The sequence below is a fragment of the Vibrio sp. 10N.247.311.49 genome (genome assembly GCF_041467655.1).
GTDB lineage: Bacteria > Pseudomonadota > Gammaproteobacteria > Enterobacterales > Vibrionaceae > Vibrio > Vibrio crassostreae_C.
This window is the reverse complement of record NZ_JBFSVA010000001.1, coordinates 256,461-268,883: the sequence shown is the minus strand read 5'-3', so window position 1 is coordinate 268,883 and position 12,423 is coordinate 256,461. Positions and strand designations below refer to the sequence as shown.

Annotated in this window: 11 protein-coding genes; 4 read left to right on the top strand and 7 right to left on the bottom strand. The window is 45.3% G+C overall.

Translation table 11 applies throughout. The annotated features are described in order from the left end of the window. Nucleotides 1-99: 99 nt before the first annotated feature. The 4 genes from AB6E54_RS01180 (at nucleotide 100) to AB6E54_RS01165 (ending at nucleotide 5,651) form a co-directional block, all read left to right on the top strand. The gene (locus AB6E54_RS01180) at nucleotides 100-669 is read left to right on the top strand and encodes a PilZ domain-containing protein (RefSeq protein ID WP_372106189.1); all 570 of its coding nucleotides are present in this window, start codon (nucleotides 100-102) and stop codon (nucleotides 667-669) included. Between the two features lie 6 nt (nucleotides 670-675). After that, nucleotides 676-4,137 (top strand): transcription-repair coupling factor, encoded by a 3,462-nt coding sequence (mfd, locus tag AB6E54_RS01175; RefSeq protein WP_372106188.1) that lies wholly within the window; start codon nucleotides 676-678, stop codon nucleotides 4,135-4,137. Nucleotides 4,138-4,200: 63 nt separating this feature from the next. Further along, on the top strand, nucleotides 4,201-4,968 hold the full coding sequence (locus tag AB6E54_RS01170) for a peptidoglycan binding protein CsiV (protein WP_372106187.1): 768 nt from the start codon (nucleotides 4,201-4,203) through the stop codon (nucleotides 4,966-4,968). 137 nt (nucleotides 4,969-5,105) lie between these two features. Continuing rightward, the gene (locus tag AB6E54_RS01165; RefSeq protein ID WP_017060225.1) at nucleotides 5,106-5,651 is read left to right on the top strand and encodes a GNAT family N-acetyltransferase; all 546 of its coding nucleotides are present in this window, start codon (nucleotides 5,106-5,108) and stop codon (nucleotides 5,649-5,651) included. Nucleotides 5,652-5,762: 111 nt separating this feature from the next. Here the strand turns inward: AB6E54_RS01165 and AB6E54_RS01160 are convergent, their stop codons facing one another. From AB6E54_RS01160 to hinT, 7 genes are all read right to left on the bottom strand, one after another. After that, nucleotides 5,763-7,052 carry an NAD(P)/FAD-dependent oxidoreductase gene (locus AB6E54_RS01160; protein ID WP_009847154.1) on the bottom strand — a complete coding sequence of 430 codons (1,290 nt, stop codon included), beginning with the start codon at nucleotides 7,050-7,052 and terminating at the stop codon, nucleotides 5,763-5,765. 512 nt (nucleotides 7,053-7,564) lie between these two features. Then, entirely contained in the window at nucleotides 7,565-8,104 is a 540-nt protein-coding gene (gene ycfP / locus AB6E54_RS01155; protein ID WP_009847155.1) for an alpha/beta hydrolase YcfP, read from the bottom strand. Nucleotides 8,105-8,212: 108 nt separating this feature from the next. Then, nucleotides 8,213-9,067, bottom strand: coding sequence for a phosphotransferase (locus AB6E54_RS01150; RefSeq protein WP_372083358.1), 855 nt, complete (start codon nucleotides 9,065-9,067; stop codon nucleotides 8,213-8,215). Nucleotides 9,068-9,272: 205 nt separating this feature from the next. Continuing rightward, a complete protein-coding gene (gene lpoB / locus AB6E54_RS01145) occupies nucleotides 9,273-9,863 on the bottom strand; it encodes a penicillin-binding protein activator LpoB (RefSeq protein WP_004736264.1) in 591 nt (196 codons plus the stop codon). A gap of 86 nt (nucleotides 9,864-9,949) precedes the next feature. After that, a complete protein-coding gene (locus tag AB6E54_RS01140; protein ID WP_004736265.1) occupies nucleotides 9,950-10,333 on the bottom strand; it encodes a YcfL family protein in 384 nt (127 codons plus the stop codon). Continuing rightward, nucleotides 10,333-11,724 (bottom strand): COG3014 family protein, encoded by a 1,392-nt coding sequence (locus AB6E54_RS01135; protein ID WP_372106186.1) that lies wholly within the window; start codon nucleotides 11,722-11,724, stop codon nucleotides 10,333-10,335. The genes AB6E54_RS01140 and AB6E54_RS01135 overlap by 1 nt, the downstream gene beginning before the upstream one ends. Nucleotides 11,725-12,020: 296 nt before the next feature. Next, nucleotides 12,021-12,371: a purine nucleoside phosphoramidase gene (hinT, locus tag AB6E54_RS01130; protein WP_017065295.1), complete on the bottom strand. Its 351-nt coding sequence runs from the start codon at nucleotides 12,369-12,371 to the stop codon at nucleotides 12,021-12,023. Nucleotides 12,372-12,423 lie beyond the last annotated feature (52 nt).

Here is a 12,423-nt window from a genome sequence, read left to right as displayed (position 1 = left end):
AGCCAACTTTCAAACAACTATTTGAGACTTTCAATTAACTGACCTTGATTACTGCGGCCACATAGCGATAATCAATAGATCACTTCAAGGAACTAACGCATGACAGAACAAGAGTTTTTCACCGTTCACCACAGCCTCACCGCGAATATTGAACCAATGGACAGCGGCTTCACTTTACCTTCTCAAATTCAATTCGAATCTGAGATCCCTGCCCCGTTTGTAGTGGCAAGTGAATTTAGCCAATTGGATCTATTAGCTGACAGTGCTCGCAACGAACTGAAAAACAGCGACTTGAAGAATGTCATCAGTTTATTGGATGCACAGAACTCTAAATTAAACCTCTTGTTGAGCTTTATGTTATCGCAACAAGATGATGAACAATTTCGTACCCACACGTATTCATTTGGCGCGAGTCAGTTCTCTTGTTTTTCCAAAACAGATATCGAAGCGGGTCGCTTAGTTAAAGCTATGCTATTTATCGAGCACCCTGCCGCCGCTATTTATTGCTACGCGGAAGTCTTCGCTAGTGAACCTAAAGATTCAGGTTTCGAAATCAAATTCAAATATGCTCATCTTCGTGATACTGACCAAGACTTGCTGATCAAAGCTGCGCTTCATCAACAACAAAAGCTCTTACGTCAACGCTCTCTAGAACGAGATAACAAGTAAATAAACATGACAAAACAATCCATTTTTACACTACCTAAGCTCAAAGGTGCCGGTGATAAAAAACACATCGGTAACCTAGTTGGTTCATCTCTCGCGCTTGCTATCGCTAGACTTGCGGAGCAGCATAACAGCCATACTTTACTTGCAGTGCCCGATCCTCAAATCGCACTCAAGCTTCAATCAGAAATTGAACAGTTTACGTCACATGAAGTGGCACTATTCCCTGATTGGGAGACTCTGCCATACGACAGCTTCTCACCGCACCAAGAGATCATTTCTGACCGTATCGCTCGCCTTTATGCACTGCCAACGTTAAAAGATGGCATCACGATCGTACCGATCAGCACGCTACTACAACGTCAGTCGCCACGTGACTTCTTGTTGCAGCACACCTTAATGGTGAAAACGGGCGATCTCTACTCTTTAGAGAAACTGCGTCTACAGCTTGAAAAGTCAGGCTATCGTTACGTTGACCAAGTGTTTGGCCCCGGTGAATACGCAAGCCGTGGCTCTATTCTCGATCTGTTCCCAATGGGCAGTAAAGACCCGTATCGAATCGATTTTTTCGATGACGAAATCGACACTATTCGTACTTTCGATCCTGAAAACCAGCGTTCTATTGAAGACATCTCTGAGATCCGCCTGTTACCAGCGCACGAATTCCCAACCTCGGAAACGGCGATTGAAGACTTCCGTATTCGCTGGCGCCAACAGTTTGATGCCCGCCGTGAACCAGAGTCAGTTTACATGCAGGTATCTAAAGGCACATGGCCTGCGGGTATTGAGTACTGGCAGCCTCTATTCTTCGATCACACAGAAACACTGTTTGACTATGTTGCCGATGAAGCGCAACTCTTGGTTCTGGGTGACGTAGAAACCGCGGTTGATTCGTTCCTTACTGATGTCGCTCACCGATACGAACAGCGCGGTGTTGACCCATTACGGCCACTTCTCACGCCTGAACAACTGTGGTTGAAGAAAGACGAGCTGTTCGCTCACTTCAAACAGAAGCCACAAGTTAACCTGAGTCTAGATTCGATTGAAGAGAAAGCAGGCCGCACCAACTTGCCTGTCGTGTCATTACCTGACCTCAGCGTTCAGCATCAAAATAAAGAACCTTTAGCTAACCTAAGAAAGTTCACAGAAGCCTTCGACGGCAAAGTAGTATTTTCGGTTGAATCAGAAGGTCGTCGTGAAGCGCTGAGTGAACTGCTTCGTGGTATTAAAGTACGACCAAGCGAAGTTGAAAACCTCGATGCCTCAATTAAAGGCAAAGACAAGTTCAGCCTCATCCTTGGCTCTGCTGAACACGGTTTTATCCATGAAGAGCAAAACATCGCCCTTATCTGTGAAAGCGACCTGTTGGGTGATCGCGTTGTTCAGCGCCGTAAGAAAGACAAAAAAAGTGTTAACAGCGACACTGTCATTCGTCACTTAGCCGAACTTAAACCGGGTCAACCTGTTGTTCACATTGACCACGGTATTGGTCGCTACATTGGCTTGCAAACACTCGAAGCCGGTGGCATGAAAACCGAATATGTAACGCTTGAGTATCAAAACGATGCCAAGCTCTACGTGCCAGTAGCATCTTTGAACTTAATCGGGCGTTACTCGGGTGGCGCTGAAGATTCAGCACCTCTGCATAAACTCGGTGGCGAAGCATGGCAAAAAGCTCGTAAACGCGCCGCGGAGAAAGTACGTGACGTTGCAGCAGAGCTACTTGATGTTTACGCTAAGCGTGAGCTAAAACCTGGCTACAAGTTTGTACTCGACCGTGGCCAATACGCGACTTTCAAATCTGGCTTTCCGTTTGAAGAGACCGATGACCAAGCGATGGCCATCAATGCCGTTATGTCTGATATGTGCCAAGCCAAAGCCATGGACCGTTTGGTGTGTGGTGATGTTGGCTTTGGTAAAACCGAAGTCGCGATGCGCGCAGCATTCGTTTGTACCGACAACAGCAAACAAGTAGCCGTGTTAGTTCCAACCACCCTACTTGCTCAGCAACACTTCGAGAACTTCCGTGACCGTTTCGCCAACTTGCCGATTCGTGTTGAGGTTCTATCCCGATTCAAATCAGCTAAAGAGCAGAAGTTGATCATGCAAGATGTCGCCGACGGTAAGGTCGATATCTTGGTGGGGACTCACAAGCTGCTTTCGAGTGATATTAAGTTTAAAGACCTTGGCTTGCTGGTTGTCGATGAAGAACACCGATTTGGTGTGCGTCAGAAAGAGAAAGTGAAAGCGATGCGTGCGGATGTCGACATCCTTACGCTTACAGCGACACCAATCCCACGAACGCTGAACATGGCAATGAGCGGCATGCGTGACCTTTCGATCATCGCCACACCACCCGCACGACGCTTGGCAATTAAAACCTTCGTTCGCGAGAGTGATGATGCCATCGTCAGAGAAGCGGTGCTGCGTGAAATAATGCGTGGTGGTCAGGTTTACTTCCTACACAACCAAGTCGACACGATTGAGAAAACAGCAGAGTCACTACAGAAGTTGATTCCAGAAGCGCGTGTTACTGTGGCTCATGGCCAGATGCGTGAACGCGAACTGGAACGCATCATGAATGACTTCTACCACCAGCGCTTCAACTTACTGGTGTGTACAACCATCATTGAAACCGGTATCGACGTACCAACGGCAAATACCATCTTGATGGACAGAGCCGATAACCTTGGTTTAGCACAGCTGCACCAATTACGTGGTCGTGTAGGTCGTTCGCACCACCAAGCTTATGCTTACTTGTTAACGCCACACCCTAAAGCAATGACCAAAGATGCGATCAAGCGATTGGATGCGATAGCTTCGCTCGAAGACTTGGGCGCAGGCTTTACCCTAGCAACTCACGATTTAGAGATTCGTGGTGCGGGTGAGCTGTTGGGTGATGAACAGAGTGGTCAAATCCAGTCGGTTGGTTTCACCTTGTACATGGAGATGCTTGAACAAGCGGTTGAAGCGTTGAAAGAAGGTCGAGAGCCTTCGCTTGATGATCTATTGCGTGAACAAACTGAAATTGAGATGCGTCTGCCTGCACTATTGCCAGACGACTATATTCCAGACATCAACACGCGTTTATCAACATACAAACGTATTGCGAGTGTGAGTGACACCGACGAATTGGCAGAGTTGAAAGTCGAGCTGATTGATCGCTTCGGCCTTCTGCCTGATGCAACCAAGAACTTGTTATCAGTTTCTGAGCTAAAATTAGCCGCAGCGTCTATCAAAGCGAAGAAAATTGAAGCCCACGATAAGGGTGGATTCTTAGAATTCTACCCGGATGCTGACATAAACCCGACCTACCTTGTTAAACTGTTGCAATCTCAACCGCAAAAGTTTTCAATGGAAGGACCAACAAAGTTCAAGTTTACGATACCATTGGTCGACAGACGGAAGCGAATTCAATTTGTTAGTGATTTATTGGGCGAATTCAGACAAAACTTGCTGCCTTCAGCATAAGACCCAATCCACTTGCACATATAAATTATCCAGCCGGTAGTTCGGCTGGAAGACGGAGTAAAAATGAAAAGACTGATCCCACTGCTACTATTGTTCGTCTCACTGCCAAGTTTGGCGCAGAGACAATTTGATATAGAAGTGATCATTTTTAAGCGCGCTGTTGATGCAGAGAAGGTGAACGAATCTTGGCCAAATACACAGCCTAAGATTTCACTTGAACGCGTTGGTTCATTTCAAGATACCCAATACCGAGCAAAGAAAGGCGTTCAAATGCTACCTTACTCGGAATACAAGTTAACGCCTCAGAAAGACAAGCTACGTAAACACGCTGGCTTTGAAGTTCTGATGCATACCGCTTGGCGTCAAGGCGACCAAGGTAAGAGCTCGGCACCTGTTTTCCATATTCAAGCAGGTAAAGATTTCTCTAAACAGTTTAATGCTGATGGCTCTGAAAAAGGCGCAATCACTGCAGGCAGCGCTGATGGGTTCCAAGAAGAGACCATTGATAAGCCACTCTACGAATTAGACGGCAAGCTGCAAATCTACGTTCAGCACTACCTATACGCTGAAACGACATTAGATTTAAAAGCGCCAAGCGTTCGTGAAGTGACTCTACAAGAGCAACAAATTGAGCTAGATTCACCAGTAAGTGGCGCAGAAAGCAACATCCAGGTGGGCAATCTAACTGAAATTTCTCCGACGGTTGAAGTCCAAGAGTTCCTTAAGAGCTACCGCATGGACCAAAAACGTCGTATGCGCAGTACAGAAACTCATTACCTTGACCACCCACTTCTTGGAATGGTGATTCAAGTTAGACGTGTAGCGCAGTAAATTACTTGCCGATTCGGCTATAATTATATAAATAATTCAATCCGCCCTCCTAGTGAGGGCGTTTTATTAAGTGCTATCTATCTTTATTCTGTACTGACTCTCTTTGCTCAGTACTTACACGTTACTTGGTACGCTCTATGAGCCCTGAATTTCAGATCAACACACAAAATCTTAGCCTTAAAATCATTGAGGCCTCAGATGCTCAAGAATTTTCTCAGCTGGTTAAGTCCTCCCCTAGCTTGCTGCCATGGGTCGACTGGTGTCATAAAGAGTTTTCTATCGTCGAGGCCGAGAAATTTATTCTGGCAACTCGCCTGAACTGGGTGAAAGCCGATGCGTTTGGCTTTGGCATCTTTGAACGAAAAAGCGATAAGTTAGTCGGTATGGTTGCCATTAATGAGCTTTACCACACCTTTAATATGGCGAGTTTAGGTTATTGGGTCGGTGATGACTTTCAAAGGAGAGGGATCGCCAAAGAAGCGATGTTCGCCCTATTTGAATTTTGTTTCGCGCAACTCAAGTTAACGCGTTTGGAGATTGTCTGCGATACCGAGAACCTACCCAGCCAAAAGTTGATCGAGAAGTGTGGCGCTGAGCGAGAAACCATTGCCCAGAATCGATTTCTGTTTAACGGTAAGCCGAAAGATGGCGTGGTTTATTCTGTGCTACCTCCAACGTCTTAACAGCAGAAATGAGTTCAACACCTGCGATAATCCATAATCGACACGATCAAAAAAGAGCTCCGAAGAGCTCTTTTTTATTATCAGCGTAATGCTCTGAGAAGGCTTACCTGATTAGTGAAGCTTTAGGTTTGGACGAAGTACACGGTTAATACGACCAACCAGCATCATCAGTGATGTTTTGATTAAGCCGTGAAGCGCCATCTGGTGCATGCGGTACAAAGAGATGTAAACCACACGAGCAATACGACCTTCGACCATCATCGAGCCTTTCGTCAGGTTACCCATCAAGCTACCTACCGTAGAGAAACGGCTAAGTGAAACTAGCGAGCCTTTGTCTTTGTAGATGTAGTCTTTCAGGTCACGACCGTTCAACTTAGCAATGATGTTGCTGAATGCACAGCTTGCCATTTGGTGAGCCGCTTGTGCACGTGGCGGAACGAATGAACCGTCTGCTTGTGTACATTGCGCCAAGTCACCGATTGCAAAGATGTTGTCATCCAGTGTTGTTTGCAGCGTGTTCTTCACAACCAACTGGTTGATACGGTTGGTTTCAAGACCACCGATATCTTTCATGAAATCTGGTGCTTTGATACCTGCTGCCCATACCATGATTTGAGCTGGGATCTTGTCACCATCTTTGGTTGTTAGGCCGTCAGAATCCGCCTGAGTCACCATCGTATTCGTACGAACGTTCACACCAAGCTTGGTTAGCTCAGAGTGTGCTGCACTTGAAATACGAGGAGGTAGAGCTGGAAGAATACGCTCACCCGCTTCAACTAGGTTTACGTTCAGCTTGCTTGAATCTAGGTCGCCGAAGCCGTAAGTACGAAGTTCTTTAACGGCGTTGTGTAGCTCGGCAGAAAGCTCTACACCAGTTGCACCAGCACCAACAATCGCGATGTCTACCGTGCCTTGACCGTTCTTAGCGTGAAGCTTTAAGAACTGATTGTTCATTTCTGTACGGAAACGGTGTGCTTGCTCTGGGCTATCAAGGAAAATACAGTTGTCACGAACGCCTGGAGTGTTGAAGTCGTTTGACGTTGAGCCTAGCGCCATCACTAGAATATCGTATTCAAGTTCACGGCTTGGCATCAGCAGTTCACCGTGCTCGTCTGTAAGCTCGCTTAGTGCAATCACTTTACGCTCACGATCGATGTCGTTCAGGCTGCCCATTTGGAAATCGAAGTAATGGTTTTTTGCGTGCGCACGGTAGCTTAATGCATCAACACCTTCATCCAGTGAGCCCGTTGCTACTTCATGAAGTAATGGTTTCCATAGGTGGCTTGCTTTACGGTCTACCAGAGTAATCTGGGCACGTTTCTTACGACCTAAAGTGCGGCCTAGCTTAGTGGCTAGTTCTAAACCACCAGCACCGCCGCCTACTACGATAATTTTTGTCACAATGACAATCCTCTACAAAATGAATAAATGGGGTTCGGCTCGATTACTCCAACCGATAAATTCTATGTATCTACTCGGCCTTGAATGCGAAGGCTGTTACAAATTGGGTTACCGCGAAAAAGAATAACGACAGCTCACCGAGTAGTTAGAGGGGTTACAAACAACAAATAATGGTTTGTTGCTTTGCTCACGTGGATATAAAAGGTGACTACCTGAGAGGCAGAACACAAATTATGGGCAAGTTTTTTCACTCGCTCTCAATTTTTTTTGATATTTGTCAAAATATTTTGCTTGGGAACATTATATATAGCAAAAAGATGACCGCAACAAAAAAATCCTTACCCTCAATGAGGATTCGCGACTAATTAGTTAACGTTTGCGCAAACTGATCTATAAATGCACAAACCGACCGATAAAACATATACAACTACTTTATCAATACCAATCTCTAAGATTCAGATGTGAAAAAGCAGCACTCATTGAGCACTGCTTTTATAAAACATCTGGATTGATTAAGCGTTTTTGAACGCTTTCATTGCTTGAAGATGTTGAGAGATCTTTTTGAATTTATGACTCTCTTTCTCATCCCAGATTACATCATAGTAATCTTCTAGCGCGGCAGCTGTTTTGGTATTGTCGTGAATTTCATCTTCACGAGAAAGCACCACTAAACAGCGTCCTTTGTTTTTCATACGGTACTGAGCAACACATTTAGTTGCGATGTCTTCGTACTCTTCTGGACGGTCAATTCGACCTACCATGTTGTTCTCAGGGTGCAGATTAGGGTTGAACACCACCTGCTTAATCCCACATAAGAAACCAATACGCTCAGACCAAAAACCACCTAAACCTACACCACAAATAATGGGATGCGGATCATCGGATTGCTCTATCACCTTATGCACTTCTTTTAGCAGATGCTGCATATCGTGTTTTGGATGCAAAGTACTGTAGTTGATGAAACGAACGTCATCATCAATGAATTGCAACTGCAGTATTTTTTCGTGATTGCCCGGGCTTGTTGAGTCGAAGCCATGTAGATAGATAATCATTGTACCTCCCCCGTTGAATATTGGTACGTTTTGATCAATCTAACACGAAAAACAAGGTTTTAAAGGTAACAGCTGAGAAATTATATTTTTCACTTCCTAAACGTGATCCTAGCTACATAAAGTGTGACTCAGAGCCTCCGCTTCACGCAGATAACTTTCATCGCCCCAAAGCTGATGAGCAAGTAAATACCATAGCATCGCCATCATCTGGCTTCTTGGTAACCATGCTTCTACACCATCAAGCCAAGGCTGAACATCATGGATTCCTCGCAGCTGACAGTACTTCTCAACCGCTTCTGTGACTGGCGCGCCAGCAACCGCAATGGTTAATGTTAAATCGAGCCTAGGGTCTGCGAGCGCAGCGTATTCCCAATCAATAATCTTAATGCAGTCACTGTTTCTCACTAGGTTATAACCACCTAAGTCAAAATGGCACAAAGACAGGTCAACATTGGTAATACTCGGAGCCACGCGCCACTCTTGATAAATCTTAGTGCAGGCTTCGGTCTTATGAATCGCATCAAGCTGCAGCCAGTAATGGTCGACTCGCGCCGTGAAACTGAATGGTTGCAGTGGTAATCGCGCAGTATTAACCAGATGAACAGAGGTCAGCGTTTTCAACAGGTCATCGAGTTCTAGATCTTCGTAAAGTGTCTCACCCGCAATCCACTCAACCAGTAACCCCTGCTCATTCACTACCATTGGGCTTGGCCCGATACCGAGTCGCTCAATGGCAGACAGCACTTGGTACTCTTCATGGCGAGAAATGAAGAACGCTTTGGTGATAGGTGTGGTTGGCCGCCAAACATACGCAGTACCATCGGCATCGACCAACTTCCAACATCGATTGGTCAAACCGCCTGTTAATGTCTGTGCTCTAACTGGAGGCTCAGAAAAGTAACCGTCAAGCGAACTCAAACTGGTATCAAGAAGCTTAGCCTCAGACCAAGAAAAAATTGCCATATTTACTCCCTATAAACGTCTTAACTGCCCTATAAACGTCTTCATTCCCTACAAAAAAGACACTGACCAAAAGCCAGTGTCTCTTCATAAACAGCACATCATGCACTGCATTGGCGTGTGACCAAGCTATACGCTGTCAAGATTAAGCGCCGCCAATACTAGACATTGTCAAATCCGGCTGCGCATAGTTGGCAAGTAAGCGAAATTAAAGGCCTAGTAGGCTCTTAGATTGTTGCTTACGGATTTCAGTCTCGTCAGCCCATTCAATCAAGCCAGACTCAAGATCCATTAGACGCATCGTCATTTTGTAGTAAACGTCTTCATCGCTACCGTCTTTCTTAACGATGCTTGATAGGTTGCCGTACAGCATGTATTGAGCACCGACCATTTTACCGAATTGAATTGCTGAACTTTGATTTACAAGCTCATCATTGTTTTGGAAGTTCAATTGGTCACGAACAGACTCTACACGATCCATATCAACGAAACGGAACTTACCAGAGTTCAGCATTTTAGTACTGATAGTGTCAGTGATTGACTCAGTATCGATGTGCTCACTTGTCTTGTTCTTGATTCGCTCTACGAACACGATTGGACGTTGCTCACGAGTAATGTAAGACACTGAACCAGACGCCATCATGCTATCGACCATTTCACCCGCAATCGTTTGAAGGTCAGTTGAACCGAAATCGATTGTCGTGGTTTCTACTGCTTGTGCATCACCGTAGCTTACCTTGTTTGAACAACCGCCTAAAATAACCGCTAAACCTAGTAGCGCAACGACACTCTTTTTCATTTTGTTTCCTCAACTTATCACTGAGCGGGGTTACCCACACTCTTAAATTCTTGTATTTACGAATCATTAGACCCGTTTTATCAGACTTACTGCTCTCGGAACTGGACTCTGAACTGAGTTGCTTTCGGGTTTACCGACACTTCCGACAACGAAATACTTTCAAAACCACGAACAATGGCTTGCTTCCAAGGGCCTTGTTTTAGGTTGACCTCAAGCCCTGCATCGTCGTACCAGTAAAAACGATAAAGGATATGTTGATCGCCTTTATAGTTACTGTTTAAACGAACAATTCCTCGAGTGTGACCGTCAACTTGGTCGGTACGGATATCTTCAACCAACAAACGGCTGCCCAATACCTTGTCACCAAAGAAAACGTTCTGGGTCAGACTATCAACCCTTACGCCAGCTGTATTATCAGCACAACCAGCCAGAGCCATAACCGCTGCTAAACTCACTAACCACTTTTTCATTACAGCCTCCCTAGCTGTTTATGCCACATTGTTGCATTGTTACCTTGTCGAGAAATCCACACCAAAGTGGTCTGCCCTTCTCGAATATCAAAGTCGTACGTTTTAGCGCCCGCTTCCAACGTATATTGACCGCTGTTTGCTACAAACGTGCTGCTCTTAATCTCTGCAGGTAATGATTGCCAACTACGAGTGTCTGGTTGCTCTGTCAGTGTGTTCCACACGTTGAACAGAATATTACCGACATCATCGCCTTTGGTTGCCTCTTTACGAATGCGATCTTTCGCGACTACACGTAGCGCTTGGCGAATAACAATGCTCGTCATACGTTCAGATAGATCGTTCTGCGCCATCGCGTTTACATCCGTGATCAGGTGTTCTTGTAAAGGTTGTCCGCTGATTCGCAAGGCAGAAAAACGCTCTACGTTTTGACTCGGGTAATAGGGCAGCGCAAGAGAGTATATTGCCCCCTGATCGCGACTGTCATAAACAGGTAAATCTAGTCGCCAACTGTCCATAGCTTGTACAGCGCTCTGCTCTTGAAGAACAATCACTCGCCCTTCACCTGTACTAAGTTTAGAAGACTGCTTATAGCGTTTTTCTAATGTCGCTAAATCTTGTCGCATCCCTAAACGTGCGGCAGTTGCCATCGTTCTGTCGATGATTTCTTGGTTATCTGGCATCACAGCCAAAGCACGACGATAGTCAACATAGGCACTGTTTAAATCATTTGAAGCTTCATAAAGCAGACCAGACAAGAACATCAGATACGCATTCTGTACTGACTGCAGCTTTTTACCCGCATCAGGGTAATTAGCAAGGATGCTACCCACATTGGCAGACAACCCCTGCTTCTTCGCATCGCTGGCTGCACGGTCTAACTCAGCTTCACGTTGCTTCTTTGCTTGTTCTTGAACTTGGTTGGCGCGACGCATTTCAATCACCGCACCTTCTAAATCGTTTTTCTTGAGATAATTTAAACCGAGATACAGATGAAGAAACCCCAGTTCATAATCGGCTGGCACATACTCGGTAATATTATCATTCACCGCCAACGCACCCACGCTGGTCGCACTGTCTGAAATCGAGATAACGGCTTTTCTTTGCTGCTCAGTTACCGCCTGATCCGCCACTTCAAACGAAGACTTACTCTCTGGGTATTGCTGATCCAGAAGGTTAATTCTACCTCTTTCAAAGTTATCAAGGATGTCACCCGCAGCGTAATCTGGTAGCTCTTGTTGAGCCTCTGAATAATCTCCAGATTTAACGGCTTGGTAGATCTCTTTGTTTTGCGCGCTGTAATGACTGAACAGGTTTCCTGCAGACATACTTGCACAGCCCACAGTCAACGCCGATAACAGGGCAATGGAAGCGAATCTAAACTGTTGCTTCACTTATCGTCTCCGTGCATGTTTAAAATGCCAACTTTGTTAGGGTCTGTTGACCTTTAATGGTCTCATTATCAAAACGAAACGCGTTGTAAAAAGGATCTCAAGCCAGTTGAAACCCTACTGATTTAGCCTCTGCCTAGGCGATGCCGATATTCAGACAACAGATAGAACTTAAAGTTGGCATACAAACTACAAATTTTCCAACTAACTACTTGTGTTAACCCACTAATGAGCGCGTTTAAACTAGCTCATTAGCTTTCATTAACTCGTTAGCTTTTCATTAGCTCATTAACTTTTTATTAGCTCATTAATAGGGGGCCAAGTGGACGGCCGCCAACCAAGTGCATGTGAATATGATAAACCTCTTGGCCACCGTGAGAGTTACAGTTCACGATAAGACGATAGCCATCTTCTGCAATGCCCTCTTCTTTTGCTAACTTGCGAGCAACAGTAAACATGCGCCCCATCATCGCTTCATCTTCGACTTCAACATCGTTGGTTGTCGGAATCAGCTTGTTTGGGATGATTAGGATATGGCTTGGCGCGCGAGGGTTAATATCGCGAAATGCGGTTACTAAATCGTCTTGGTATAGTAGATCTGCTGGGATTTCTTTGTTGATGATCTTAGTAAAAATGGTTTCTTCAGCCATGTTTCTCTCCGATAAAACATTTATTTTTTAATGCTTTGAGTATGCGCTATGC